General features: G+C 71.8%; 22 protein-coding genes and 1 pseudogene. 12 read left to right on the top strand and 11 right to left on the bottom strand.

Annotation, left to right across the window (positions count from 1 at the left end; all coding sequences use genetic code 11):
- Positions 1 to 19 precede the first annotated feature (19 nt).
- On the bottom strand, positions 20 to 1141 hold the full coding sequence (locus tag ACIO1C_RS10250; protein ID WP_401860646.1) for a LacI family DNA-binding transcriptional regulator: 1122 nt from the start codon (positions 1139 to 1141) through the stop codon (positions 20 to 22).
- A 278-nt stretch (positions 1142 to 1419) separates the two neighbouring features.
- Here ACIO1C_RS10250 and ACIO1C_RS10245 point away from each other — a divergent pair, with 278 nt between their 5' ends.
- From ACIO1C_RS10245 to ACIO1C_RS10220, 6 genes and pseudogenes are all read left to right on the top strand, one after another.
- The gene (locus tag ACIO1C_RS10245; protein ID WP_401860645.1) at positions 1420 to 2694 is read left to right on the top strand and encodes an extracellular solute-binding protein; all 1275 of its coding nucleotides are present in this window, start codon (positions 1420 to 1422) and stop codon (positions 2692 to 2694) included.
- Positions 2695 to 2713: 19 nt separating this feature from the next.
- Positions 2714 to 3724 (top strand): carbohydrate ABC transporter permease, encoded by a 1011-nt coding sequence (locus tag ACIO1C_RS10240; protein WP_401860643.1) that lies wholly within the window; start codon positions 2714 to 2716, stop codon positions 3722 to 3724.
- Positions 3640 to 4626, top strand: a complete 987-nt coding sequence (locus tag ACIO1C_RS10235; protein WP_401861028.1) for a sugar ABC transporter permease — start codon at positions 3640 to 3642, stop codon at positions 4624 to 4626. The genes ACIO1C_RS10240 and ACIO1C_RS10235 overlap by 85 nt, the downstream gene beginning before the upstream one ends.
- A gap of 52 nt (positions 4627 to 4678) precedes the next feature.
- Positions 4679 to 6376: a glycoside hydrolase family 13 protein gene (locus ACIO1C_RS10230; protein WP_401860641.1), complete on the top strand. Its 1698-nt coding sequence runs from the start codon at positions 4679 to 4681 to the stop codon at positions 6374 to 6376.
- 133 nt (positions 6377 to 6509) lie between these two features.
- Positions 6510 to 7886, top strand: a pseudogene (locus ACIO1C_RS10225) (alpha-amylase family protein); the annotation flags it as partial.
- Positions 7887 to 7991: 105 nt separating this feature from the next.
- On the top strand, positions 7992 to 8681 hold the full coding sequence (locus ACIO1C_RS10220) for a DUF4230 domain-containing protein (RefSeq protein ID WP_401860639.1): 690 nt from the start codon (positions 7992 to 7994) through the stop codon (positions 8679 to 8681).
- A 44-nt stretch (positions 8682 to 8725) separates the two neighbouring features.
- On the opposite strand, the gene ACIO1C_RS10215 is transcribed toward ACIO1C_RS10220, so the two are convergent.
- A complete protein-coding gene (locus tag ACIO1C_RS10215) occupies positions 8726 to 9439 on the bottom strand; it encodes a TetR/AcrR family transcriptional regulator (protein ID WP_401860638.1) in 714 nt (237 codons plus the stop codon).
- A 52-nt stretch (positions 9440 to 9491) separates the two neighbouring features.
- Between ACIO1C_RS10215 and ACIO1C_RS10210 the strand changes: the two genes are divergently transcribed.
- Positions 9492 to 9836 (top strand): hypothetical protein, encoded by a 345-nt coding sequence (locus ACIO1C_RS10210; protein WP_401860636.1) that lies wholly within the window; start codon positions 9492 to 9494, stop codon positions 9834 to 9836.
- Between the two features lie 99 nt (positions 9837 to 9935).
- On the opposite strand, the gene ACIO1C_RS10205 is transcribed toward ACIO1C_RS10210, so the two are convergent.
- Positions 9936 to 11954, bottom strand: coding sequence for a hypothetical protein (locus ACIO1C_RS10205; RefSeq protein ID WP_401860633.1), 2019 nt, complete (start codon positions 11952 to 11954; stop codon positions 9936 to 9938).
- 126 nt (positions 11955 to 12080) lie between these two features.
- Between ACIO1C_RS10205 and ACIO1C_RS10200 the strand changes: the two genes are divergently transcribed.
- Complete coding sequence (locus ACIO1C_RS10200) at positions 12081 to 12566, top strand: hypothetical protein (protein WP_401860630.1); 486 nt, start codon at positions 12081 to 12083, stop codon at positions 12564 to 12566.
- A gap of 37 nt (positions 12567 to 12603) precedes the next feature.
- On the opposite strand, the gene ACIO1C_RS10195 is transcribed toward ACIO1C_RS10200, so the two are convergent.
- The 3 genes from ACIO1C_RS10195 to ACIO1C_RS10185 form a co-directional block, all read right to left on the bottom strand.
- A complete protein-coding gene (locus tag ACIO1C_RS10195; protein WP_401860627.1) occupies positions 12604 to 14103 on the bottom strand; it encodes a DUF1996 domain-containing protein in 1500 nt (499 codons plus the stop codon).
- 225 nt (positions 14104 to 14328) lie between these two features.
- On the bottom strand, positions 14329 to 14982 hold the full coding sequence (locus ACIO1C_RS10190; RefSeq protein WP_401860625.1) for a LuxR C-terminal-related transcriptional regulator: 654 nt from the start codon (positions 14980 to 14982) through the stop codon (positions 14329 to 14331).
- Positions 14967 to 16229: a sensor histidine kinase gene (locus tag ACIO1C_RS10185; protein WP_401860623.1), complete on the bottom strand. Its 1263-nt coding sequence runs from the start codon at positions 16227 to 16229 to the stop codon at positions 14967 to 14969. Before ACIO1C_RS10185 ends, ACIO1C_RS10190 begins: the two co-directional genes overlap by 16 nt.
- Before the next feature lie 213 nt (positions 16230 to 16442).
- On the opposite strand from ACIO1C_RS10185, the gene ACIO1C_RS10180 reads away from it, so the two are divergent.
- Entirely contained in the window at positions 16443 to 16910 is a 468-nt protein-coding gene (locus ACIO1C_RS10180; RefSeq protein ID WP_401861025.1) for a DUF4259 domain-containing protein, read from the top strand.
- 77 nt (positions 16911 to 16987) lie between these two features.
- On the opposite strand, the gene ACIO1C_RS10175 is transcribed toward ACIO1C_RS10180, so the two are convergent.
- Entirely contained in the window at positions 16988 to 17980 is a 993-nt protein-coding gene (locus ACIO1C_RS10175; RefSeq protein ID WP_401860620.1) for an NAD-dependent epimerase/dehydratase family protein, read from the bottom strand.
- Positions 17981 to 18270: 290 nt separating this feature from the next.
- Between ACIO1C_RS10175 and ACIO1C_RS10170 the strand changes: the two genes are divergently transcribed.
- Together ACIO1C_RS10170 and ACIO1C_RS10165 are read left to right on the top strand one after the other, a co-directional pair.
- A complete protein-coding gene (locus ACIO1C_RS10170) occupies positions 18271 to 19026 on the top strand; it encodes a hypothetical protein (protein WP_401860617.1) in 756 nt (251 codons plus the stop codon).
- Positions 19027 to 19082: 56 nt separating this feature from the next.
- Positions 19083 to 20621, top strand: coding sequence for a PepSY-associated TM helix domain-containing protein (locus ACIO1C_RS10165; RefSeq protein WP_401860615.1), 1539 nt, complete (start codon positions 19083 to 19085; stop codon positions 20619 to 20621).
- Positions 20622 to 20704: 83 nt separating this feature from the next.
- Here the strand turns inward: ACIO1C_RS10165 and ACIO1C_RS10160 are convergent, their stop codons facing one another.
- The 4 genes from ACIO1C_RS10160 to ACIO1C_RS10145 all read right to left on the bottom strand — a co-directional run bounded on the left by ACIO1C_RS10160 (position 20705) and on the right by ACIO1C_RS10145 (position 25639).
- Positions 20705 to 21343: a winged helix-turn-helix domain-containing protein gene (locus ACIO1C_RS10160; RefSeq protein WP_401860612.1), complete on the bottom strand. Its 639-nt coding sequence runs from the start codon at positions 21341 to 21343 to the stop codon at positions 20705 to 20707.
- 442 nt (positions 21344 to 21785) lie between these two features.
- Positions 21786 to 22805, bottom strand: a complete 1020-nt coding sequence (gene glnII, locus ACIO1C_RS10155) for a glutamine synthetase (RefSeq protein ID WP_401860609.1) — start codon at positions 22803 to 22805, stop codon at positions 21786 to 21788.
- Between the two features lie 99 nt (positions 22806 to 22904).
- Positions 22905 to 24104 carry an ARPP-2 domain-containing protein gene (locus ACIO1C_RS10150; RefSeq protein WP_401860607.1) on the bottom strand — a complete coding sequence of 400 codons (1200 nt, stop codon included), beginning with the start codon at positions 24102 to 24104 and terminating at the stop codon, positions 22905 to 22907.
- Positions 24101 to 25639 (bottom strand): hypothetical protein, encoded by a 1539-nt coding sequence (locus tag ACIO1C_RS10145; RefSeq protein ID WP_401860604.1) that lies wholly within the window; start codon positions 25637 to 25639, stop codon positions 24101 to 24103. The genes ACIO1C_RS10150 and ACIO1C_RS10145 overlap by 4 nt, the downstream gene beginning before the upstream one ends.
- A gap of 163 nt (positions 25640 to 25802) precedes the next feature.
- Between ACIO1C_RS10145 and ACIO1C_RS10140 the strand changes: the two genes are divergently transcribed.
- Positions 25803 to 26717 carry a Gfo/Idh/MocA family protein gene (locus ACIO1C_RS10140; protein WP_401860601.1) on the top strand — a complete coding sequence of 305 codons (915 nt, stop codon included), beginning with the start codon at positions 25803 to 25805 and terminating at the stop codon, positions 26715 to 26717.
- Positions 26718 to 26780: the final 63 nt, after the last annotated feature.

The following is a 26780-nucleotide window of genomic DNA, read 5'->3' as shown; positions in this document are numbered from 1 at the left end:
GTCCCGCATTCGCTACGCCCTACGGACGACGTCCGGACCCCGAGGAGCCCTGGTTTCCGGGTCCGGGCGACCCCGAGGAGCCCTGGTTCCCGGGCCCGAGCGACCTCGGGGAGCCGAGGGGCCCGGGGCCGGGACCCGAGGCGGTCGACCCGCGGACCACCAGTTCGGGCATGAAGACGAACTCGCTGTGGGGGGCGGGGGTGCCCCCGATCTCCTCCAGGAGCGTACGGACCGCGGCCTGGCCCATCGACGGCACCGGCTTGCGGACCGTGGTGAGCGGCGGGTCCGTGAAGGCTATGAGGGGGGAGTCGTCGAAACCGACGACCGAGAGGTCCCGCGGCACGTCCAGGCCCATCCGCCGCCCGGCCCTGATCGCGCCGAGCGCCATCATGTCGCTCGCGCAGACCACCGCCGTACAGCCCCGCTCGATGAGGGCGGTGGCCGCCGCCTGACCACCCTCCAGGGTGAACAGCGACTGCTGGATCAGCTCGTCCGTCTCCGCGGGCGACAGTCCGAGCAGCTCGTGGACCGTGGCCCGGAAGCCCTCGATCTTGCGCAGCACGGGCACGAACCGCTCGGGCCCCACGGCCAGGCCGATCCGGTGGTGCCCCAGCGAGACGAGGTGCGTCACGGCGAGCCGTACGGCGGCCCGGTCGTCGGGCGAGATGAAGGGGGCCTGCACCTTCGGCGAGAAGCCGTCCACCAGGACGAACGGCACTCCCTGGGCGCGGAGCTTCTCGTACCGCCGCATGTCCGCCGACGTGTCGGCGTGCAGCCCGGAGACGAAGATGATGCCGGAGACGTCCCGCTCGACGAGCATCTCGGTCAGCTCGTCCTCGGTGGAGCCGCCGGGGGTCTGGGTCGCCAGCACCGGGGTGTAACCCTGACGGGTGAGTGCCTGGCCTATCACCTGGGCGAGCGCCGGGAAGATCGGGTTCTCCAGCTCCGGGGTGATCAGGCCGACCAGCCCCGCGCTGCGGCGGCGGAGGCGTACGGGGCGTTCGTACCCGAGGACGTCGAGTGCGGCGAGTACGGATTCGCGGGTGGCCGCGGCAACCCCGGGCTTGCCGTTCAGAACGCGGCTGACCGTCGCTTCGCTGACCCCCGCCTGGGTTGCGATGTCGGCAAGCCGTGCGGTCATGGGAGTGGACTGTACCGGTGGTTCACCCGATTGCCCACCGGACGGCCGAGGGACGGACGCGCCCCCGTCTGCAAGATCTTGCGAAACCTTTCTGCCCTGTCCGTGCCGGGTTTCCCCACCCCGTCAGGTCGTACGGGCCTGCCACGCCTGGGTACTTGTAACAATCGCCGGGCCTTGCGGAAATCTTCCGCAAGGTCTTTCGGGCTTCTTGCAACGCTGTTACCTTCACGTCCGACCCGGAGCCGCAACGGAGCGGTACGGCAGTTGAAGGAGTTCGGATGCGACGTGGCATAACGGCCACAGCCCTGGCCGTGACCCTGGCCCTCGCCGTGACCGCGTGCGGTGGTGACGGCACGTCGGACGGCGGCAAGAGCGCCGGGGGTGAACTGTCGGGGAAGGTCACCTGGTGGGACACGTCGACCGTCGGCAGCGAGGACAAGGTTTTCAAGCAGCTCGCCGAGGGCTTCGAGAAACTGCACCCGAAGGTCGACGTCGTGTACGTCAACGTGCCCTTCGGTGACGCCCAGAACAAGTTCAAGAACGCCGCGCAGGCGGACTCCGGGGCCCCCGACGTCATCCGCTCCGAGGTCGCCTGGACGCCCGAGTTCGCCGATCTGGGCTATCTCGCGCCGCTGGACGGCACCCCGGCGCTCAAGGACGAGAAGGACTTCCTGCCGCAGGCCGCCGCCTCCACCCGCTACGCCGGCAAGACCTACGCCGTGCCGCAGGTCATCGACTCCATGGGTGTCTTCTACAACAAGAAGATCTTCAAGGAGGCGGGGGTGGAAGTCCCCGCGACGGTCGACGCGTTGAAGGCCACCGCCAAGACGATCAAGGACAAGACCGGGAAGACCGGGCTCTACCTGCGCGGCGACGACGCGTACTGGTTCCTGTCCTTCCTGTACGGCGAGGGCGGCAACCTCGTGGACGCCGACAGCAAGACCGTCACGGTCGACAACGCCGCCGGCGTCAAGGCCATGACCGTCGTCAAGGACCTGGTCGACTCGGGCGCCGCCAAGACCGACGCCACGGACGGCTGGGAGAACATGCAGGCCGCGTTCAAGGACGGCAAGGTCGCCATGATGATCAATGGTCCGTGGGCGGTCACCGACACGTACGGCGGCGCGCAGTTCAAGGACAAGGCCAACCTCGGCATCGCGCCGGTCCCCGCCGGCTCCGCCGGGCAGGGCGCTCCGCAGGGCGGCCACAACCTCGCCGTCTACGCGGGCTCCAAGAACCTGGACGCCTCGTACGCCTTCACCGAGTACATGACGTCCGTACGGAGCCAGACGGAGATCGCGGAGAAACTGAGCCTGCTGCCCACCCGTACCTCGGTCTACGCCCAGCCCGGTGTCGCGGACAACGAGATCGTCGGCTTCTTCAAGCCCGTCGTGGACAAGGCCGTCGAGCGCCCCTGGATCCCGGAGACCGGCAGCCTCTTCGCGCCGCTCGTCACCGAGTACACCAAGGTCCTCACCGGCCAGACCACCCCGGAGAAGGGCGCCTCCGCCACCGGGGACGCGTACCGCAAGCTGCTCAAGGGCTGGAAGTAACAGGAAGGCGGGCCGGCTGATGGCCGTCCAGACCGGCCGGTCGGTGGCGAGGACCCCGGGCGAGAACGTCGCCCGCGGGCCCCGCCGCGGCTCCGGCACCCCCTCCGGCGGGCTGCGCCGCGCCGCGTCGACGCACTGGTACGCGTGGGCCATGGTCGCCCCGGTCGTCGCCGTGATCGGCGTGATCATCGGGTATCCGCTGGTCCGTGGCGTCTACTTGTCGCTCACCGACGCCAACGAACGCAACGTCGCACGCCACATCGGCGTCAACAACCTGCCCGCCACCTACGAGTTCGTCGGACTCGACAACTACCGGGCGGCCCTGACGGGGGATCAGTTCCTCTCCACCCTCGGCTGGACCCTGGTGTGGACGGTCTCCTGCGTCGCCGTCACCTTCGCGCTGGGCCTCGCCCTCGCCACGCTCCTCAACCGCCGCATCGCCGGGCGCTCGCTCTACCGGATGCTGCTGATCCTGCCCTGGGCCGTGCCGGGCTTCGTGTCCGTCTTCGCCTGGCGCTTCCTCTACAACGAGGACCGCGGGCTCCTCAACAAACTGCTCGCCGGCGGCGGCATCGACGCCGTGCCCTGGCTCAACGACCCGACCTGGGCCAAGTTCTCGGTCATCGCCGTCAACATCTGGCTCGGGGTGCCGTTCATGATGGTCGCCCTGCTCGGCGGCCTCCAGTCCATCTCGGGCGAGATGTACGAGGCCGCCGAGATGGACGGCGCCAACGCCTGGCAGCGCTTCGCGCACATCACCCTGCCGGGGCTGCGCCCCGTCAGCACGACCGTGATCCTGCTCTCCACCATCTGGACGTTCAACATGTTCCCGGTGATCTTCCTGCTGACGCGCGGCGGACCCGGCGAGGCCACCCAGATCCTGGTCACGCAGGCGTACAAGTTCTCCTTCGAGATCAGCCCCCGCGACTACGCGCAGTCCTCCACCTGGGGCGTGCTGATCCTCGTCCTGCTGATGCTCTTCGCCGCGCTCTACCGGCGCGTGCTCCGCAACCAGGGAGACAGCTGGTGACCCTCGCCGCCCCCGACACCGCGACCGACACCCCGTCCGCCACCGCGCGGGTCACCGCCCTGACCAACGCCGGGCACCGGCACCGCCGTTCGCCCCTGGCCTCCGCCGCGCTCCACACCACGCTGGTCGTGGCGTCGGTGATCGCGGTCTTCCCCGTGCTCTGGGTGCTGCTGACCTCGCTCAAGCCCGCGGCCTACGCGACCACCACGGACTTCTTCAAGGACCCGACCCTCGAGAACTACACCGGGCTGCTGCGCGACACCCCGTTCCTGACCTGGTTCGGCAACTCGCTGGTCATCGCGGGACTCACCACCGTGCTCGGCGTCTTCGTCGCCGCCACCACCGGCTACGCCGTCAGCCGCTTCCGCTTCCCCGGCAAACGCGGGCTGATGTGGACGCTGCTGGTCACCCAGATGTTCCCGGTCGCCGTCCTCATCGTGCCGATCTACAACATCATGGCCGGGCTCGGCCTGCTCAACGACCCGGCGGGCCTGGTGATCACGTACCTCACCATCGCCGTGCCGTTCTGCGCCTGGATGATGAAGGGCTTCTTCGACACCATCCCCCGCGAGATAGACGAGTCCGGCATGGTCGACGGGCTCACGCCCTTCGGCACCTTCTGGCGGCTCATCCTGCCGCTTGCCAGGCCGGGGCTCGCGGTGACCGCCTTCTACTCCTTCATCACCGCGTGGGGCGAGGTCGCCTACGCCTCCGCGTTCATGGTCGGCGACGAGAACCTCACCCTCGCCGGCGGCCTCCAGAAGTTCGTCAACCAGTACGGCGCCCAGTGGGGCCCGATGTCCGCCGCGTCCGTACTGATCGCCGTCCCCGCCGCGCTGGTCTTCCTCTTCGCCCAGCGCCATCTCGTCACCGGCATGTCCGCCGGTGCGGTGAAGGGCTGACCCCGCGCGGGTCCGCCCCCTCGCCGCACCCCTCAGACACTCCAGGAACCACATGACCCAGCACCTCACCGCCCCTTCCGCCCCCTCCGCCCGCCCGGCCGCCAGGACGTCCGACGACGCCCCGGAGCACCGCCCGGGCTGGTGGCGGGACGCGGTGATCTACCAGGTCTACCCGCGCAGCTTCGCCGACGGGAACGGCGACGCGATGGGCGACCTCGACGGGGTACGCCGCCGGCTCCCGTACCTCAGGGACCTCGGCGTCGACGCCGTCTGGCTCAGCCCGTTCTACGCCTCCCCGCAGGCCGACGCGGGCTACGACGTCGCCGACTACCGCGCCATCGACCCGATGTTCGGCACCCTGCGCGACGCCGACGCGCTGATCCGGGACGCGCACGGCCTGGGCCTGCGGATCATCGTCGACGTCGTGCCCAACCACTCGTCCGTGGCGCACGACTGGTTCAGGCGGGCCCTGCGAGAGGGCCCGGGATCCGCGCTGCGGGCCCGCTACCACTTCCGCCCCGGCAAGGGCGCCAACGGTGAACTCCCGCCCAACGACTGGCAGTCCGTCTTCGGCGGACCCGCCTGGACCCGGACGACCGACCCCGACGGCACCCCCGGCGACTGGTACCTGCACCTCTTCGCCCCCGAACAGCCCGACTTCGACTGGACCCACCCGGCCGTCGCCGACGAGTTCCGCTCGATCCTGCGCTTCTGGCTGGACATGGGCGTGGACGGCTTCCGCATCGACGTCGCCCACGGACTGGTCAAGGCCGACGGACTCCCCGACATCGGCGGGGACGCCCAACTCAGGCTGCTCGCCAACGAGATCACGCCGTTCTTCGACCAGGACGGCGTCCACGAGATCTACCGGCAGTGGCGCACGATCCTCGACGAGTACCCGGACGAGCGCATCGCCGTCGCCGAGGCCTGGACGCGGACCGTCGAGCGCACCGCGCGTTACGTACGCCCCGACGAACTGCACCAGGCCTTCAACTTCCAGTACCTGGCCACCTCCTGGGACGGTGACGCGCTGCGCGAGGTCATCGACGTCTCGCTCGCCGCGATGCGGCCCGTCGGCGCCCCCGCGACCTGGGTGCTCTCCAACCACGACGTCACCCGCCACGCCACCCGCTTCGCCGGGCCGCCCCTCGCGGGCACCCAGACGCGTGAGCCCGGCGACCGCGAACTGGGCCTGCGGCGGGCCCGCGCCGCGACGATGCTCATGCTGGCGCTGCCCGGATCCGCGTACGTCTACCAGGGCGAGGAACTGGGCCTGCCCGACGTCACCGACCTGCCCGACGAGGCCAGGCAGGACCCGTCGTACTTCCGCGCGGACGGCCAGAACGGCTTCCGCGACGGCTGCCGGGTCCCCATCCCCTGGACGTGCGAAGGCAGTTCGTACGGGTTCGGCGGCGCGGGCAGCTGGCTGCCGCAGCCCGTGGGCTGGGGTGAGCTGAGCGTCGAGGCGCAGACCGGCGACCCGTCCTCGACCCTGGAGCTGTACCGCGCCGCGCTGGCCGTGCGGCGCGAGCACCCGGGGCTCGGCGCGGGGGACTCGGTCGAGTGGCTGGACGCGCCCCCGGGCGTCCTGGCCTTCACCCGGGCCGGCTTCGCCTGCACGGTCAACACGACCTCGGAGCCGGTACGAATCCCCGTACGCGGCCGGCTCCTGCTGTCGAGCGGCCCGGTGACGCCCGACGGCACACACGCCGACCTGCCGCCGGACACCACGGCGTGGTGGACGCTCTGACCACGCCCGTACCCGTACCCCTTCCCCTACCCAAGGACCGCACCACACCGTAAGGAGCCTTGAGGGCAGAGCGCGTCGCCACGCGAGGCCGCACCACCGTCACCCGCACACCCCCACCAGTGCTGGAGGAACCATGGTCCGCAGATCCCTCGCCGCCGCGCTCGCCCTCGGGGCGGCCGTCACCGCCCTCGCGGTCCCCACCGGGACCGCGCAGGCCGTCCCGCCGGGCACCAAGGACGTCACCGCCGTCCTCTTCGAGTGGACGTTCGCGTCCGTCGCCAAGGCGTGCACGGACACCCTCGGCCCGGCCGGGTACGGGTACGTCCAGGTCTCGCCGCCCCAGGAGCACATCCAGGGCGGCCAGTGGTGGACCTCGTACCAGCCCGTGAGCTACCGGATCGCCGGCCGTCTCGGCGACCGCGCCGCCTTCTCGGCCATGGTCGGCACCTGCCACGCGGCCGGGGTCAAGGTCGTCGCCGACAGCGTCATCAACCACATGGCCGCCGGTGACGGCACCGGCACCGGCGGCTCCCCGTACACCAAGTACACGTATCCCGGCATCTATTCGGGCGCCGACCTGGACGACTGCCGCGCCCAGATCAGCAACTACCAGGACCGGGCGAACGTGCAGAACTGCGAACTGGTCGGTCTCGCGGACCTGGACACCGGTGAGCCGTACGTACGCGGCCGGATCGCCGCGTACCTCAACGACCTGCTCTCGCTGGGCGTCGACGGCTTCCGTATCGACGCCGCCAAGCACATGCCGGCCGCGGACCTCGCCGACATCAAGAGCCGCCTGACCAACCCCGGCGCCTACTGGAAGCAGGAGGTCATCTACGGGGCGGGCGAGGCGATATCGCCCGACGAGTACCTCAACACCGGTGACGTACAGGAGTTCCGGTACGGCCGCAGCCTCAAGCAGGTCTTCCTCAACGAGAACCTCGCCTACCTCAAGAACTACGGCGAGGGCTGGGCCTTCATGCGGGGCGACAAAGCGGCGGTCTTCGTCGACAACCACGACACCGAGCGCGGCGGCGACACCCTCAGCTACAAGGACGGCGCCAACTACACCCTCGCCAACGTCTTCATGCTGGCCTGGCCCTACGGCTCACCCGACATCAACTCCGGTTACGAGTTCACCGACCGGGACGCGGGACCGCCCAATGGCGGCACGGTCAGGGCCTGTTACAGCGACGGCTGGAAGTGCCAGCACGCCTGGCGGGAGATCGCCTCCATGGTCGGCTTCCGCAACACCACGCGCGGCGAGGCCGTCACCCGGTGGTGGGACAACGGCGGCGACCAGATCGCCTTCGGCCGGGGGACGAAGGGGTACGTGGCCCTCAACCACGAAGGTTCCGCGCTCACCCGTACGTTCGAGACCTCCCTGCCCGCGGGGAACTACTGCGACGTCCAGAGCGGCCGGCGGGTGACCGTCGACAGCGCCGGGAAGTTCACGGCAACGCTCGGCTCCAACACGGCGGTTGCCCTCCACACGGGCGCCAGGAACTGCTGACACCCGGCGCCGGAACGGGCGCGGCGGGTCCGCTTGATACGGATCTTGTAACGGACACCGCCGCGCCCGTGTGAACCGCGCGGGGCGGGAAATCAGAGGGGTATGACGTCCACCGACGTGCAACCGGACCAGAGCCAGCACAAGCCCCGCCCGGCGGGGCTGTCCTGGTGGAGCAAGCTGCTCATCACCCTCGTCGCCGTCGCCGCGCTGCTCTTCGCCGGCAGCAAGCTGGACCTGATCCCCGGGTTCGGCGACGTCTTCGGCAGCGAGACGAAGGACAGGACAGGGCCGACCCTGCTCCAGTCCATGCAGGACCTCGACCGCTACGAAGCCGCCTCGGGCAACTTCCAGGTGGTCGTGGACCTGGAGAAGGACGCCAAGTACCTGCCCGACGCGATCCGCGGCACCCGCACCCTCTACGTCGGCGCCGGTACCGTCAGCGCCTCCGTGGACTTCGGCGGCATCGGCGAGAACAGCGTCACGACGGACAAGGAACGCACCATGGCGACGATCCGGCTGCCGCACGCGCAGCTGGGCAAGCCCGCGCTCGACCCCGACCGTTCGTACGCCGTCTCCAAGCAGCGGGGACTGCTGGACCGGCTCGGTGACCTGTTCTCGGACAACGCGGCGAGCGAGCGCGCCGTGAACCAGCTGGCCGCCAAGCACATCGGGGAGGCGGCCAAGGACAGTGAACTGGCCGACCGCGCCGAGAAGAACACCACCAGCATGCTGGAGGGACTGCTGCGGTCCCTCGGCTTCACCCAGGTCACCGTGGTCTACGGCACCAGCTGATGCCTTTGTGGCACGCATTCCTCTGTGGCACGCGCTGACCCCGTCTACGGCACACGCTGACCCGGCAGTTGTGTGCCCAGCCCCATGAGCCGACCGAGCAGGTCGCCGAACGGCCCTTCGGCCGGCTCGTCCGCGACGATCCGCAACAGGATCGCCGCCATCTCCGCGTCGTACGCGGCGCTCACCGCGGCGAGCGCCGCGAAGTCGTGCACGAGCTGCAACTCCAGCTCGGCGCGCGGGATGTGCCGCCCGTCCAGCCAGATCAGCGCGGTCGACTCGGCGAGCGACACCCAGGACCGGACGACCAGGTGCAGCCGCGCGGGCGGGGTGGTCACGTCCAGGTGGGACAGGATCTGTACGTACGCGGCCTGCCGCACCTCGTCGATCATCGCGTTCGCCGTCGAGGAACCCACCGCCGGGCCGCCGCGCATCAGCGCGGAGAAGCCAGGGCCGTGCTCGTCCACGAAGTCGAAGAACCGCCCCATGACCCGCAGCAGCCGGGCCCCGAGCGGCCCTTCCCTCGGCTCCACGAACCGCTCGGCCAACTCGTCGGCCGCCCGGCGCAGCGCCGCCTCGTACAGGCTCTGCTTGCCGGGGAAGTAGTGGTAGACGAGGGGGCGGGAGATTCCGGCCGCGGCGGCGATCTCGTCGATCGAGACGTCCTCGGGGGAGCGGTGGCTGAACAGGTCCAGCGCGACACCGATCAGCTGTTGCTTCCGCTCTTCGACGCCCATCCTGCGGCGCACCCCGGTCGTCATACGAACAGCCTAACGGGCACGCTCCCCGGGGTGTCGATTACGCTGCCGGTCCATGACCTCATCTGACCCGGACCAGCCGACAGAGACACCCGCCGAAGGTCTGGCGCCTGGTCCGGCGTCCGGTCCGGCGTCCGGTCCGGCGTCCGGTCTGACGCCCCGTCAGGCGCGGGCTCTGCGGGTCACGCTCGCGTCGGTACTGCTGGTGGCGATGGCCGCGCTGCTGGCCGTACGGCTGGCGGAGCGCACGTCGGTCCTCGTGGTGGGGGTGTACGGGCTGGCGATGATCCTGTGCGGCGTGGTGATCGAGCTGAGCCGCAACGGCCGTACGCGTCTGGGTACATGGCTGTTGGCGTTGTGCCTGCTGTCGGCGCTGGGGGCGGACTGGCTGCTGCCGTAGGACCGCGCACCGGCCGCTGTCGCCGGGCGGGGGGCCGCGCCCGGGTGACGCCGTACGGCCCCGGCCCGCAGCGCGCACCCCCCGTCACCGCACCCCCCGTCACCGCAGCGCCCCCACCGAACCGCCGCCCTCGACGGCCCCCTTCAACTCCGCCCGCGCCCCCGCCGAGGCCCGTACCGCCAGCATCCGTCCCTTCGCGGTGCCCTTCACCCCGCCCGACACCTCCAGCGACCTGAACTCCTCGCTGCCCGCCGCCAGGACGTACCACTGGCCGCCGCGCGACTTCCAGAGCACCCCGGCCAGCACCTCGCGCGGCCCCCGCGCCCCGCACGCGAGCGAGTCCTCCGCGCGGGCCGCGATCGCCCCCGCCGACGCGGGCTTCGCGGACGACGGGGGCTGGAACTGCGCGAGCACCCGGCTCCCCGGACCCCGCCAGGTCTCCGCACGGGTGCACAGCCACTCCGCCGTGCCGTTCGACTCCGGCAGCGTCTGGCGGGCGAACGCCCAGGAGTTCACCGACCGCACCCCGTGCGAGCGGACGGTCGGCAGCAGACACGCGGTCCTGGCCCACGCCACCCGGTCCTGCGCGCTCGACACGTCCGAGGGGGACGACGGCGGCCCGGACGTCAGCCGCGCCGGGGTCAGCTCACCGAGGTCCGTGAGCAGCCGGTCGTGGGAGCCGTCCCGGATGTCGAGGGTGTCCCAGGAGCCGCAGTCGCGGGCCGTCGCCGGGCTGTCCATCGGGTCCGTCACCCCGTCCGCGTCCCGCGCCAGCGGCCGGGCTTCCGCACCCGGGTCGCGCAGGTCCCGTACGGAGGTACGGGTCACCCAAGGCGCCGTCAGATAGCGGACGTTGCTGTCGGAACGCGCCACCACCAGCGCCCCGGCGGCGGACCCGTCCGCGCCGTCGACCCGGGCGAAGTCCAGGCCCGCCGCGTCGCCGCCGTCCGTCGCCTCGGCGTACCGCACGACCCGCAGGCCGTCGTACAGCAGCACGACGCGCGCGGCGTCGACCCTGCCCGCGTACAGCAACTGCGGTGATCCCATGGGCGGTCCCGACGGGGTCCCGGGGGTGGCGGAGACCTGGACGGTACGGCCCGGCCGCGCCCAGACCGCCAGCGCCCGCCGCAGCAGCCCCGTATCACCGGCCAGCGCGCCACGGGTGGGCCACGCGGAGAAGTCGGTACGGGCGGAGGTCTCCCAGAAGGTGGGCGCGACCCGGCGCACCTTCGCCGGGTCGAGGGCCGACTGGGCCATGGGGTTGCGGGCGTACGTGGGGGCCGCCGCGCTCTCGGGGCCCCAGCCGTCCCCCGGCAGCCCGAGCAGCGTCCCGCAGACGAGCAGGGCGGCGGTCGCGGCGAGCGCGGCCTTCGCGTGCTGGCGCCGGCGCATCAGGTCGGTGGGCCTGGCCTGGAGCGAGCAGGGGTCGAACTCGGCCGACCGCAGTAGCGCGTCGCTCTCCGGCGTCTCGGCGGCGACCGCCTGGGCGAGCGCCCCCGCCGGGTCCTCGGCCCCGGCCGCGCCGAGCGTGCGCCGAACGTCGGCGTCCGCCAGCCCCTCCAGGCCGCGCAGGACAAACGCGGCCCTGGCCGCCCCGGAGAGGGCGGTCAGCCGCTGGTCGAGGGCGAGTTCGTCGGCCCCGCCCGAGCGCGGGAAGAGCCGCAGGCCCCATACGTGCGGGAGCACCGGCGGCAGTTGGGCGCGGTGGGGCCGGGCGAGGCGCATCAGCGGGCGGCCGGCGTCGAGGGCCTGGCGCAGCACGCGGGCGCGTACGTACGTGTAACCGGGGTTCCGTGCCCCGTCGGAGCCGCCGCCTCCGCCGGCCCGGCGCGGCCCCGGGAGCACGCCGTCGATGGTGGCGGTACGGCCGCGGGGCAGCGAGCGCTGGACGAGCGCGTGCGCGGTCAGGACGCGCCGGTTGCGGCCGAGCGCCGGGGGGAGGACGAGATAGGCGATCCGTACGAGACGGGGGTAGTGCTCGACGAGCGCCGCCTCGGCCTGGTCGACGTCGACGGGACCGGCGGTGGGGGCGGTTCCGCCGGCACCGGGGTTCGCGCCGGACTCGGCGGTGGCGGTGGCGGCGGGGGCGGGGGCGGTGACGGAGTCGTGTGGGCGCACGTGCAGCAGAACGAGCGATTGGTCCGATGGTCACCCCGGAACCCGATGGTCACCCCGGAATGAGTCATTCCGCTCATTCCGTCTTCCGCAGCGCGAAGACGCGTTCGACAGGGCACGATGGGCCGCATGCGTACGGAACGAGCAGGCGTGGCGATAGCGGTCCTGGCCCTGGCCCTGACGGCGGGCTGCGGCGCGGACGACAACAAGGCCCCCCAGGTGCCGAAGACGGCGACGGGGAGCCTCGAACAGCTCGCCTCGAAGGCGAAGTGCGAGCCCAACATCTCGACGGACGCCGCCGAGCTGCGGCAGGCCAACTGCGCGACCGGGGACGGGAAGTACGTCCTGGCGACCTTCGCCACCGACCGCGGCCAGCGCGAGTGGATCAACGAGGCCAAGGACTACGGCGGTTCGTACCTCGTCGGCCGGAAGTGGGTCGTGGTCGGCGAGGCGGGCGTGGTCGCGACGGTGCGTGGCCGGCTGGGCGGGGAGGTGGAAACGGGCTCGTCCCACCACGCGCAGAACGGTGGTGGGACGAGTGCCGATCCGTCCGGTCACGACATGAGTGACATGCCCGGCATGGACGGTATGGAGGACATGCCGTCCATGCGCTGACCGGCGAGGTGGTGCCGACGACGTCGGGCCGGGTGCCTCAGCGGCACGTGGTCCCGGCGTTGAGGCAGCTCACCATCTTGTTCATGATCCGCGTGTCGAACACGTTGATGAAGTCACCGTGGTCGGTGACCGGCTTGTGCAGCTGCTCCGGGAAGGAGTCGACCGCGAAGCCGGGGCCCGGCGGGACGCGGTAGACGATCCGCTGCTGGAGCTGCGGAATCGCCTTGAACCCGTTCTGGCAGCGGCCGTTGGCGTCGGCGAAGGCCACGTGGGTGCGGTGGTTCGCGCTGTCGGTGTTCTGGCCGTCCCAGCAGCTCTGGAAATTGAAGGTACGGACCACCTTGCTGCCGCGCGGGCAGATCGGGTATTTGTCCTTGAGCTGGCGGTTCTCGAATCCGGTGCAACTCCACGACGCGTTCGCGTTGGCGTTTCCGTTGACGAAGGCCTTGGCGTCACCCGTGATGATCCGCAGGAAGCGGGGCATCGCGACGACCTTGGAGGTCGGGTTGCCGGCAAATTTCAGAGTCACCTCGTTGGGCGTCTGAATCTTTCCGGCATTTCCTTCCTTGCCGCCGCCGTCCGCGTTGACGTCGAACTCTGCCTGGCCGTTCTGGAGACGGAGCACCGGCCAGTAGTAAGTCGACTTGTCGCCCTGATTGCGGCAGCTGGTGGCGGCCGCGGCGAGCGCGTCGTCACTGGCGAAGGCGTTGTTGCCCTGATTGCCGACGTAATCGTGCATGTGGTGCGCGCCGTTGCTCACGCCGGGCGCGACAATGACGTTGTCTGAATTATACTTCTTGTTCTTGTTCACCCCGCATGAGGTGATGAACGAACCCCGGGACGCCTGGCGCAGCTTGCGCGGCTTCACCACGTTCGGCCGGACCGATTTGATGCTGACGAAGTCCGAGGCGTCCGGGCCGTTGCCGCCCTGGCCGGCCGCCGGGGGCGCACTGGCGCTGGGGCTGGCCTGGCCGTTGTTCTGCGCGCCGGCGTCCTGGCCCTCGGCCGGGGCGCTCTCGGCGGAGGACGGGGCCGGGGAGGCGGCCGGGTCCTGGGCCTGCGCCCGCAGGGTGCACGGCGCGAGGGCGTCGAGGCCCTGCGGCTGCTGCCCGCCGGCGCCGGTGATCGCCGCGGAGATCTTGCCGAAGCTCTCCAGGCGCTTGTCCTTCAACGGATTGAGAATCGCATTGTCGGCAACGGCGGGATCCTGCTCGATCTGTGCCTTCTGATCGGCGAACTGCTGGTAAGCCTCGGTGATCTGGCTGTCGATACCGGCCAGCTCCTGGTCAACCGCCGCACGGGCCGCTTCCGGCACGTCCGTGATGCTGTTGGCCACTTCCGGGCAGTCGATGGTCGACATCTGCTGAGCGGCGTTCTCGGCCTGGGCCGGCGGCTGCTTGTCCTTCGACCAGCCCTCACCCGCGGATGCGTAGAAATTGGCTGCTATCAGCCCACCCCCGCCCAGGAGCAAGGCAGCCGTGGCGGCAATCGCCCGGTTTGCCACGGTGGAACGTTTTCTTCTCGCTGTGCGTGCCATGGAACTCCTCAAGCTTCGTTGCCGGTTACAGGGAAATCGCGGCAGGGGAAGCGAAGCGCTCCGTTCCATACGGACGGCATTCGGGGAGTGTTCAGAGGTTCTGAGAATTCATTGAAATCTCCGGCGGCAAAACGGGCGGATACCCCCATTGCGGCACGACTCAACCCCGTACGACTCGTCTCCGCGTGCCCGCCCGGCCGGACGTCGCGGCGCGTCCCCGCCGGCTCACGTCCGGCCGCGGTCCAGATAGGCGAGGACGGCCAGTACCCGCCGGTTGTCGTCGTCCGACACCGGCAGGCCCAGCTTCGCGAAGATGTTGGAGGTGTGCTTGGCCACCGCACGCTCCGTGACCACCAGTTGACCGGCGATCGCCCCGTTCGACCTGCCCTGCGCCATCAACTCCATGACCTCCCGCTCGCGCGGCGTCAGCGCGGCGATCGGCTTGTCCTGCCCACGGCGGGACAGCAGTTGCTGGATCACCTGCGGATCCATCGCCGTACCCCCGCCGGCCACCCGGCGCACCGCGTCGATGAACTGCTCCGCGTCGAACACCCGGTCCTTGAGCAGATAGCCGACCCCGCCGGTGCCGTCCGCCAGCAGCTCACGCGCGTACAACTGCTCGACGTGCTGGGACAGGACGAGGACCGGCAGGCCGGGACGGGCCCGGCGGGCGGCGAGCGCGCACTGGAGGCCCTCGTCCGTGTGGGACGGCGGGAGCCGGACGTCGACGATCGCGACGTCCGGCTCCAATTCCGCCAGGGCCCTGGTCAGTTCGGGCCCCGTCTCCACCGCCGCGAGGATCTCGAAGTCGAACGCCTCCAGCATCCGCACCAGACCGTCGCGCAGCAGGAAGAGATCTTCGGCTAGGACAACTCGCAAGGAATCTCCATGGTCACCATGGTGGGACCGCCCACAGGGCTGTTGACGGCCAGGACTCCGTCGAATGTACCGAGCCGCCGCTCCAGGCCGCTCAGCCCCGACCCCTTCCCGATGACGGCTCCGCCACCGCCGTTGTCGGTGACCGCGACCCGCAGCATCCCCTCACTGTGGGAGACGTCCACCCAAATCCGCTCGGCGCCCGCGTGTTTCACCACGTTCGCCAGCGCCTCGCTCACCGCGAAGTACGCCGCGGACTCGACGGGCGCGCCGGCCCGCCCCGACAGCTCCACGTTGACCTCGCTCTCCAGCGGCAGCCGCAGCGCCAGGGCCCGTACGGCGTCCCCCAGACCACGCTCCGCCAGCACCGGCGGGTGGATCCCCCGGACCAGGTCACGCAGTTCGGTCAGGGCCTCGGCGGACGACAGCCGCGCCTGGCCGAGCAACTCCTTGGCCTTGGCCGGGTTCTTCTCGATCAGCGCCTCGACCGTGCCCAGGTCCATGCCCACCGCGACCAGCCTGGCCTGCGCCCCGTCGTGCAGATCCCGCTCGATGCGGCGCAGTTCGGCGGCGGACGTGTCCACGGCGTCGTGCCGGGACTCGGTGAGCCGCTCGATCCGCCGCGCCAGCTCCTCCTCCTGGGTGGGGGCGATCAGCGCCCTGGTCAGGGTGAAGTGGGCCCGTACGAGGGCGGGGGCGTACCGCAGCCCCGCGGCGAGGATCACCAGGCCGAGCGCGAACGCGAGCAGTCCGCTCAGCTGGCTGTCGACGGGGACGAACGCGTACCAGTACGCATTGTCCCTGAACACCCGCCACAGCCCGGCGGCCAGGACGAGCCCCTCCACCGGGAAGAGCATCAGCCAGGTGGCCGCGATCGCGACGGTGAAGCCCGCCGTCATGTCGACCAGCAGCCACCGGAGATCACGCCAGGTGGCGGGCTCCTTGAGGAGGAACACGGTGCGCTCGACCCGGCCGGTGAGTCCGCCGCGTACGTCGTCCGGGAGGGGCTGGTAGGGCGCCGGGATCCGTACCCCCGACCACTTCGCGGCCAGCAGGCGGCGGTGGTTGGCGTGCGCCCTGACCGCCGCCAGTGCCGAGGGGGTGGTGAGGAAGCCGATGCCCAGCGGGGTGAGCGCGAGCGAGACCACGGTCAGGACGAAGAGGATGACGGATCCCACGATCGCGGTGAGCCCGAGCGCCAGCCCCCGGCCGGCGGCCTGTACCGCGCCTCGTATGTCGATGGTGTTCATGACGGTCCCTCTCCTTCGCGGCCGGACGGCCCCGGCCCGACCCCCGGGCAGGCCACCAGTCTGGCCGCGGGGTGGTGCGGGAGGGCAGCCGGTTCGCCCCCCGGCCCGGGGTGTTGCCAGCACCACCCCCGGGTCGTTCCTGGTCAGAGCGGATTGTCAGTGGTGGGTGGCACGATCGGACACCTCGACGGATCGGGCGAACAGGGGCGGACGATGGGCACGTGGGACACCGGACACTTCGACAGCGACACCGCGGCGGACTTCGCCGCCGATCTCGACGCCGCCGCCGTGGACGGGCGGACGGAGCTGGTACGGGGGGCGCTGGTCCGGGCGATCGGTACGGACGGGGTCGGCGGCCTGGACGAGAGCGAGGCGGTGGTGGCCGTCGCGGCGGCGGCGCTGGTGGCCGCGCAGTGCCCGGGGGGCCCGCCGGTGGAGACGGTGTACGGCCCCGACGAGCCTTTGCCGCGCTTCCCGGAGGAGCTGAGGAGCGTGGCGGTCCTGGCCCTGGACCGGGTCCTCGCGGAGGACTCCGAGCTGCGCGAACTGTGGGCGGACGCGGAGGGGGAGGCGGGGCCGTGGTGGCGCGGGGTCGTCGCGCTGAGGACGGCGCTGGCGGCGACGGTGGCGATACCGGGCCAGGTCCCGGAACTGTCCGGTGCGGTCCGGCCTCCGGTCTGACCCACGCCCGCCCGGGTCGTCCCCGGCCGCATCCGGCCCCCGTGGGCTGACCGGGACGGCTCCTGGGCCTCGTCCCGTCACGCCTCCGCGTTCAGGAGCTTCGCCTCCACCTCCGGGGACAGGCCCGGCGCGGGGCGGTCCGGGCGCTGGGGGGCCCGGCCGTTGAGGGAGCGGAGCCAGGTCCAGGTGTCCGTCACCGTCTCCTCCGCCGGGCGGCAGCGGAGGCCCGTGGCCAGGGCCTTGGTGACGTCGCCCCGGTGCAGGGCGTCGTGCGGCTCACCCGGCGGGAGCCAGACGGGCAGGTCCGTCCACGGCTCGACACCCGCGGCGAGGATCGGCTCGGGGTCGGTCCAGCGCAGCTCGGCGTCGGAGCCCGTGGCCCGGACGCAGGCGTCGAGCAGTTCGCCCATGGTGGTGTGCCCGGGCGGACTGACGAGGTTGTACGGGCCGCCGAGACCCTGCTCCACGGCGCCCAGGGTCCAGGCGGCGAGGTCGCGCACGTCGATGTACTGGAGGGGGTTGTCACGCGGTCCCGGAGCGAGCACGGGACCACCCCGGGCGATCCGCCCCAGCCACCACGGCAGCCGGCCGATGTTCTCCCACGGACCGAGGATCAGTCCGGCACGGACCAGCAGCGCGCGGTCGCCGAAGGCGGCCTCCGCGGCCAGTTCGCCGCCGAGCTTGTCCTGGGGGTAGGCGGTCTCCCCGGCGTCCGCCGACGCGCCCTCGACCAGCGGGCCGTCCTCCGTGAGCCCCGCCGCGGCGGGATAGGCGTACACCGACCGGCTGGAGACATACGCGTACCGCTCCACACGCCCCTTGAGCGACGTGGCCGCCTCACCCACCACGGAAGGCGCCGCCGCCCAGGTGTCGACCACCGCGTCCCAGGCTCCTCCGGCGAGCGCCGCGAGCCCGTCCGGGGCCGTCCGGTCGCCCAGCACGGACGTCACGCCGGCCGGCGCCTCACGCCGGCCGCGGTGGAGGGCGGTCACCTCCCACCCCCGCTCCACCGCCGCCTCCGCGACGGCGCGCCCGACAAATTCCGTACCACCGAGGAGGAGAAGTCTCATGGAACCGACTCTGCCCGCCGCCGCGCCCGCCGCACAGAGGAGTTCGCTGCTGGGGCGTGTCCGCAAAGTGGGGTCTGGCTCGCGAAGCCTGGCACGCGCACGCGCGGCGTTGTCGGACCCACCCCGTACGTCCAGTACGGGGTAGGTCCTCCGCCTTGCGATTGCACGCACCAGACGCCGCGAGCCCCGCCCTGCGGGCGGACGACCCCACTTTGCGGACACGCCCCAGGCGAATCGGCGGCTTTTGGGACCTGCCGCGCGCCCGGTCGGGATGGCAGCATGTGCGCACCATGACAGATGCCCGGTCGCCGATGCGCGCCCTGCGGGCCGCGGCCTTCGCGGCGGTGTGTGTGACGCTGGCGGCGCTGGGGCATTTGTACACGTCCGGGCACGAGATCCCGTTCGGGGCGCTGTTGACCGCCTTCGGGACGACCGGAGGTGTCGCCTGGCTCGCCGGTGGGCGCCGCCGGGGGTTCCTGTCCCTCGGGGCCGGACTGCTCACGGTCCAGGGCACGCTGCATCTGCTCTTCGCGGGGGTGCTGCCGTACGGACCGTCCCCGGCCTCGCACGACCGGCACGCCATGACGGGGGGCGCGGCGGGCGGCGGGACAGGAGCAGGGCCGGGCGCGGGGGCGGACCCCGGCCTCGGCATGGGCTCCGGCATGGGCGGGCGCTCCGGCATGGACATGGGTACGGGCGGCGCGGGCGAGCCCGCGCTCGCCGCCGTCACGGACACCCCGGTCGCGATGATCGCCGCGCACGTGCTCGCCGCCGCCGTCTGCGCCCTCTGGCTCGCCCGCGGCGAGGCCGCGCTCTTCCGGCTCGCGCGGACGCTCGGCGCCCTCGCCCTCATCCCGCTGCGGCTGCCGCTCACCCCGGCCCGCCTGCCCGCCGTACCCCGGCCGGCCCCGCTCGCCCCCGGCGCACCAGCCCCGCGCCGCTTCCGTGGCGTGGTCCTCGCGCACAGCCTGTCCCGGCGTGGTCCGCCCGTCGTGCGCACCGCTCGCACCACGGACCCGGGAGCCGCGCCCACCCTCACTGTCTGACGTCGGCCGGCACCGGGGCCGCTTCCCCCATGCCCACGCCAACACCTAGGACAGTCATGGCCATTGACGATCCCCTCAAGGACGCGGACCCCATCAAGGGCACCGACGCCACCGTCTCCGACACCCTGACCGACCCGGCCACCCCCACCGCCCCCTCCACAGGCGCCGACCCGGCCACCCCCACCCCCACCGGCACCCCCTCCGCGTGGAGTTCCCTGCGCCCGCTCGTCCTGCGCCTGCACTTCTACGCGGGCGTCCTCATCGCCCCGTTCCTGCTCGTCGCCGCCGTCAGCGGGCTCCTCTACTCGCTCTCCTTCCAGGCGGAGAAGGTGGTCTACCGCCAGGAGCTGCGCGTCCCGGTCGGCGACCGTGCCCTCCCGCTCTCCACCCAGGTCAACGCGGCCCGTACCGCCCACCCGGACGGCAAGGTGACGTCCGTACGCCCCTCGTCCGAGGACGGCGCCACCACCCGCGTCCTGATGTCCACCCCCGAGGTCGGCGAGGGCAAGTCCCTCGCCGTCTTCGTCGATCCGTACACCGCGGAGGTACGGGGACAGCTCGCCAGCTACGGCAGTTCGGGCGCCCTCCCGCTGCGCACCTGGCTCTCCGAACTGCACCGCCATCTCCACCTGGGCGAACCCGGCCGCCTCTACAGCGAACTGGCCGCCAGCTGGCTCTGGGTGGTGGCGCTCGGCGGGCTGGTCCTGTGGCTCGCCCGCAGGCGCACCTCGAAACGCGCCCTGATCCTCCCCGAGAGCGGGGCCACGGGCCGGCGCAGGACACTCACCCTGCACGGCTCGCTCGGCCTGTGGGCCGTGACCGGACTGGTCCTGCTCTCCGCGACGGGCCTGACCTGGTCGACGTACGCGGGCGCGAACATAGGCAAGGTCCAGGACCAGCTCGGCGGCTCCACCCCCACCGTCTCGGCCACCCTCGACGGCGGGACCGGCTCCACCGGCGGGGGCCACGAGGGCCACGAGGACATGCCGGGGATGACGGACGACATGCCCGGCATGGAGGGCATGGACGTCGGGGTGGACCTGGCGGTCGTCGCCGCCCGCCAGGCCGGCCTCGACGGACCGCTCCAGGTGACCCTGCCGACGGAGGGGACCGGGTATGTCGTCGCGCAGACCGACACGCAGTTCCCGGTCCGGCTCGACTCGGTCGCGGTCGACCCGGCCAACGGCATGGTCATCGACGAGCTGCGCTTCGCGGACTACCCCGTGCTCGCCCAGCTCACCCGCTTCGGCATCGACGCCCACATGGGGGTCTTCCTCGGGCTCGTGAACCAGCTGGCCCTCGCCGCCCTCGCCCTGTCACTGATCCTGATCATCCTCTGGGGCTACCGCATGTGGTGGCAGCGCAGGCCCACCCAGGAGCGGAAGACGGGCGTCGGCCGGCCGATGGCGCGCGGCGCCTGGCGGCGGGTGCCCCTGAAGGTGCTGCTGCCGCTGGCGGCGGTGACCGCGGTGGTCGGCTGGTTCGTCCCGCTGCTGGGGATCAGCCTGCTCGCGTTCCTGCTGCTGGACGGGGCGCTGGGCCTCTCGGCCCGGACGCGGACGCGGGCGCGGCAGGATCCGAAGACGACGGCCTGAGGCGTGAAGCGAGGACGCACCGGCCCGTCAGGGTCCCGGTGCGTCCTCGTGCCGGTACTTCGTGGCCGACGGCAAGGCACTCCCTAGGGGGCGTACTTGTACCCGACCCGCCGTACCGTCTGGATGGTGTGGCGGTGCTCGACGCCCAGCTTCCGGCGCAGCCGCGCCACATGGACGTCGACCGTCCTGCCGTCGCCCACGTGTCCGTAGCCCCAGACCGTCGTCACCAGCTGGTCCCGGGTGTGCACCCGGTGGGGGTGCGCCACCAGGTGCGCGAGCAGCTCGAACTCCAGGTAGGTCAGGTCCAGCTGCTGTCCGTCCACGAGGGCCGTCCTCTGGACGCTGTCGATCCGTACCGGACCGCCGGCGCTCTCGGTCCTGGGCGCGGCGCCCCGGCCCGCCCGGTCGGCCGGGTCGGCGGCGAGGTACGGCACGGAGGCCGCCAGCGCGGCCGCGTGCTGGTCGGCCGGGACGAGTACGAGGTAGCCGACCATCGGCGGCTGGCCCGGCAGGGAGGGCAGGGTGTGCTGCGGCGCGGGCAGCCAGGTGGCGCCCGGCGGCAGGAAGTCCACGGCCTGCCCGGCGGTGACGGCGGCGGGAAAGGCGGCGGGGACGGTCTCGTCACGGTCGACGGCCCGCAGCCGGTGACGGCCGGGGACGGGCGGCTTCTGGTTGAGCGGGGCGGCGGCGGTCGCCGTGGAGAAGGAACGGGGGTTCGCCATGAGAGGTCAGCTCTTTCGCGCGAAGGAGTCGTCGTGTCGACAGGACGTACGTCATGCGCGGCGGCCGAAGGCCAGAAAGGAAGCTTTAGAGGGCCGGCGCGTTCTTCGCGCGACAACACACCCGGTCGAAATCGTGATGCTGCCGGGACGGCCAGAACGGCTCCAGGTCGATGCGACCCGTCGCGGTGTGCTGGAAGCTGGCCATGCCCCCCATTGAAGCAGATAGCTGTCCGGGGCAGCAGACCCTTTTCACGCGACTACGCGCACGCCGGGCGCAGGACGGGTCGCGCGCCACCTCCCGGCGGCCCCGAAGCCGCTTTCCGGACGCCTCCCGGCTCCCATGCGGAAGGGGCGACCGCCTTGCCCGGCGGTCGCCCCTCAGCTGCGATTTGTCGTGTTTATGCGACTTCGTACGTGCTTTGTATGTGCTTCGTACGAGCGGTCAGACCTGCCCGGCCTTCTCCAGCGCGGTGCAGCAGGTGTCCACGATCAGGCGCGTGACCACGTACGGGTCGACGTTCGCGTTCGGACGGCGGTCCTCGATGTACCCCTTGCCGTCCTTCTCGACCTGCCACGGGATGCGGACGGACGCGCCGCGGTCCGAGACGCCGTAGCTGTACTCGTTCCACGGGGCGGTCTCGTGCAGACCGGTCAGGCGCTCGTCGATGCCCGCGCCGTAGTTCTTGACGTGGTCGAGCGGCTTCGAGCCCTCGCCCAGCGACTCGGCGGCCGTGATGATCGCCTCGTACGTCTCGCGCATGGCCTTCGTCGAGAAGTTCGTGTGCGCGCCCGCGCCGTTCCAGTCGCCCTTCACCGGCTTGGGGTCGAGCGTCGCCGAGACGTTGAAGTCCTCGGCGGTGCGGTAGAGCAGCCAGCGCGCGAGCCACAGCTGGTCCGAGACCTCCAGCGGCGACAGCGGGCCGACCTGGAACTCCCACTGGCCCGGCATGACCTCGGCGTTGATGCCGGAGATGCCCAGACCCGCCTTGAGGCAGTTGTCCAGGTGCGCCTCGACGATGTCACGGCCGAAGATCTCGTCCGCGCCGACACCGCAGTAGTAGCCGCCCTGCGCGGCCGGGAAGCCGCCCTCGGGGAAGCCCAGCGGGCGCGCGCCCTTGAAGAAGGTGTACTCCTGCTCGATGCCGAAGATCGGCTCCTGGCCCGTGAACTTCTCCGCGACCTCGGCGAGCTGTGCCCGGGTGTTGGACTCGTGCGGCGTCATGTCGATGTTCAGGACCTCGCACATGACGAGGACGTCGCCGCCGCCGCGGATCGGGTCCGGGAAGGAGGCCACCGGCTTGAGCACACGGTCGGAGGCATGGCCCTCGGCCTGGTTGGTGCTCGATCCGTCGAAGCCCCAGATGGGCAGCTCGGCACCGTCGTCCAGGATCTTCGTCTTCGAGCGGAGCTTCGCGGTCGGCTCGGTGCCGTCGATCCAGATGTACTCAGCCTTGAAGGTCACGGGGCCTCATCCTTTGCGGGTGCAGCAGTTGTGGCCAGAAGCGTCGCAATCTGTCATGTCCCGGTTGTTGCCCGTTCATGAACTGCGTGTTACTCAGGTTTATTTTGTTTCCGCGATCCTCCGCGCGACCACGTGCGCGTTCAGCAGGGGCGCGAACCCGGCGGCGCGGATCCGGCGCACCAGCTCCTCGTACGTGGTGCCCAGCGCCGCCGCCGTCCCGTCCAACCGCCAGTCGTGCGCGGCCAGCACACTCAGCAGATGGCCGCGCCTGATCTGCGCGTCGGACAGCCGGAACGTCTTGAGGTACGCCGTGCGGCCCTTGTGGTCCGTGATCAGCTCACCGATGTGCTGCTCCTGCCGCCCTCGGTGGAACGGCGGCAGGAAGCGGCGCAGTTCGTACGAGCCCATCCGGTAGACCCGCTCGGAGGCGTACGACTCCGTGAGCAACTCCCGTGCCAGGACGGCCTCGTGGTTCTCGCTCCACAGCCGCTCCTGCGCCACCGCGCGGGCCCGGAGATCGGCGAGGGTCGTCACGTACCGGCCGGAGATCCGCGCCTCGAACTCCGCGACGGGCGCGCCGAAGCGGGCGTACTGATGGACCAGTTCGCCGTACATGTCCTGGAGCAGGCTCGGGTGCAGCGCGCGGTAGTCGTCCGGGTGCGGTACGACGAAGGCCGCGGCCAGCGAGTCGGCCGTGTAGACCAGCACCCCGCACTGTCCGGGATGGATCTCGAAGACGCGCAGCGCGTCGGCCAGTCCCCGGACGTCGAGCCCCAGGTACGCCTCCTCCTCGCGGGGCGAGAACCCCTGCCGTACCGCCTGCCGCGACCACTCCTCCCAGGCGACGGAGGGACCGCCGAAGTGCAGCGCCAGATAACCCTCCAGGGCCAGGTGGAGCGGCAGGAAACGGCAGCGGGTCGTGGCGGCGCCGCCGGACAGCCCCTTGCCGGGCCTGCGGCGCTTCACCATGCGGTGGTGGCGGTGGACGGTCACGGTGTCGGGCCGCCCGGCACCCAACCGCGTTCCGTAGGAGGCCCGCTGGGCAGTCCTCCGCCCGCCGTCCTGCCCCGGTGCCGTCTCCTCCCCCTCCTCCCCGGACCAGTCCGCGACAAAGCCGTGCGGGATGTACGACACGTACGCGGTGGAGTCGTCGAGCGCGACCGTCCCCAGCCCCGCGTAGATCTCCGCGTGCAGCCGCAGTCCGGGCACCGGCTCCGCGCGCACCAGCGGCACGAGCCGGATGCCGCCCCACACCTGCGCCGGGCGCGTGGTCAGCCCCGTCAGGTCGAGCCGGTTCATCGCCGTTCCTCCTGCGTGGGCCCGTCCGGTACGCGTACCGGCTCACCCGGGAAGTAACAGAACGGATCGTCGTCCACGAAGAGCTCCACCCGCCGGTCCAGGTACTCCCGCAATTCCGCCATGCCCGTACGCCCCTCCGCGAACTGCGCGATCTCCACCAGCGCGGGCAGATCCTCCGCGTCCCTGATCCCAGCCGTCGGCACGCTCGGTGCGAGCCTGCGTACGTCAAAACCATCCGTGTCGTATACGGGGTTGAGATGAACCACGCTCGTCCGCCCCTCCCGGTCGAGCCGCGACCGCCACACCCGCAGCACCTCACCCGCCAGCCCGGGAGGCGCGTTGTCCCACCCGTCGGAGACGATCACCAGCCGCTCGGGGGCGTGCTCCAGGGCGTCGAGGATCCGCGTCCCGAGCGGGGTCGGGCCCCAGGGCCGTACCAGCAGCGGATCCGTCGTGCCCGAGGTCCACCACGCCGTGTACGCGCCCGGCGCCGCCAGGGACTCCAGCAGGTAGTGGCAGGCCAGGGCGGTACCCAGCGGGCGGCGGCGCTTCTCGCCGGAACCGGACGACGAGTAGCTGTCGTCCAGCACGGCGGCGACCCGCCCCCACGTCCCCCGGTACGGCCCCGCCGTGCGGCGCGCCGCCGCCCGCAGCGCCTTCGTCAGCTCCGCCCGCCGCCGTACCCGCTCGTCCACGGGCAGCGACAGGACGTACAGCGCCAGCCGGGTCGGCGGCATGACGGTCAGATCCGTCCGCACCCCCGTGGACCCCTGCGTCCGCAGCCGCTCCAGCCGGGTCATCCGGGGCACCATCCGTTCCACGAGCGCCTCGCGGCCCACGCCGCGCCGGGCCGCGAACCCCTCGGCGACCGTGAACGGCAGCTCGTACAGCGCTCCCCGCTCGAAGTGGGCGCGGCGGTGCGCGTCCAGCAGGGGATGCAGGTACTTCGTGCGCCGGCCGGGCGCGAAGAGGAAATCACCGACCTCGCCGGGCGTACCCTTCGTGCCCGCCCCGAGCGAAAGATGGGCGTGCCGCGCGGCGGTCTTCAGGCCCCGCCGGTACTTCACCGCGTCATGGCCCAGATCCGGCCGCGCGGCCAGCCAGTCGCGCAGGATCGCGCGCGTACGGCGGTTGTTCACCCGGGCCGCGCGCAGCGCGCGGAACAGCCGGTAGACCCGCTGCGGCGGCAGCACCGCCAGCCGCCGGGCGATCAGTCGTCCCTCCACCCTCTTCTCCTCCGCGCTCGCCTCACCGGCACCGCGCAGCAGCGTCTCGATGATCCGTGCCGCGTTGTGGTCGTTGATGTCGAGCGCGAGCGTGGCGGCGTACAGGGGGCGGTAGTTGACGCACACGTACTCGTGCAGGAAGTCCAGCGACAGCCGCTGCGCGTGCGCCTCGGACCGGAACTCCCGCTGTCCCGTCGCCGTCACGGCCGCGTTGACGAACAGCAGCACGTCCTCGGCCGCGATCAGGTCGGCGAAGGTCTCCGCCACGGTGTCCCCCCGGTTCGTGCGGTCGGATGCCGGCCGGGGCATGGGGGCGCGAACAGCGAAATGTTTGCTTAAGAGGCAAGTCCCGGAAGTCGCACCGGAGGCCCGCGGCCGGCCCGTGCAACGTAACACCGACCCCCACCACCCCGGCCAGGGAATTTCCCCCCGGCCGTGTCCCCGCCGTGGTGCCCGGTGCACACTGAGCGCCATGAGCAAGCCACCACGTATCGGACTCCTCGGCGCGGGCCCCTGGGCGGAGCGCACCCACGCCCCGGCCCTGGCCGCCCACTCCGGCCTCGAATTCAGCGGTGTCTGGGGGCGGCGCCCCGAGGCGGCCGCGGCCCTCGCCGCCGCCCACGACACCACCGCGCACTCCGGCGAGGCCGGGATCGACGCGCTCTTCGCCGAGAGCGACGCCATCGCCTTCGCCCTGCCGCCGGACGTCCAGGCGCCGCTCGCGGTGCGGGCCGCGGCCGCCGGCTGTCACCTGATCATGGACAAGCCGGTCGCGACGACCGTCGACGCGGCCCGCGCGGTGGCGGACGCCGCCGCGGCCGCGAACGTCGCGTCGGTGGTCTTCTGCACGCTGCGCTTCTCGCCCGTGACGTCGGCCTGGATCGACGAACAGGTGGCCACCGGCGGCTGGTTCACGGCCCACGCGCACTGGCTCGGCTCGCTGTACGGGCCCAGCGCGGTGAGCAGCCCGTTCGCGGACTCGCCGTGGCGCCGGGAGAAGGGCGGGTTGTGGGACGTCGGCCCGCACGCGCTGTCCGTACTGATACCCCTGCTCGGTGACGTCACCGAGGTGACGGCGGTACGGGGCGAGCCCGACCTCACCCACCTCGTCCTGCGGCACACGTCGGGCGCGACGAGCACCGCCGCGCTGAGCCTGAGCGCGCCGGCGAAGGGGTCGGGCACGGGGTTCGTCGTGAACGGGGAGCACGGCATCGCGTCGCTGCCCGAGGAGTGGGGCGACCCGATCGGTTCCTTCGAGGCGGCGGTCGACGCGCTGCTGTTGTCGGTCCGCACGGGGCTGCCACACGCGTGTGACGTGCGGTTCGGACTGCGGCTGACCGAGATCCTGGCGGAGGCCGAGGAGCGGGTGGCGGCGGCGGGGAAGTAGGCGCGAGGGGTACGGGTACGGGTGCGCGCACCCGTACCCGTACCCGCGCAGGTCTTGCGTCCC

The sequence above is a fragment of the Streptomyces sp. NPDC087420 genome (assembly GCF_044744165.1).
GTDB lineage: Bacteria > Actinomycetota > Actinomycetes > Streptomycetales > Streptomycetaceae > Streptomyces.
The sequence above is the reverse complement of the archived record's forward strand: the minus strand, read 5'-3'. Positions and strand labels throughout refer to the sequence as shown.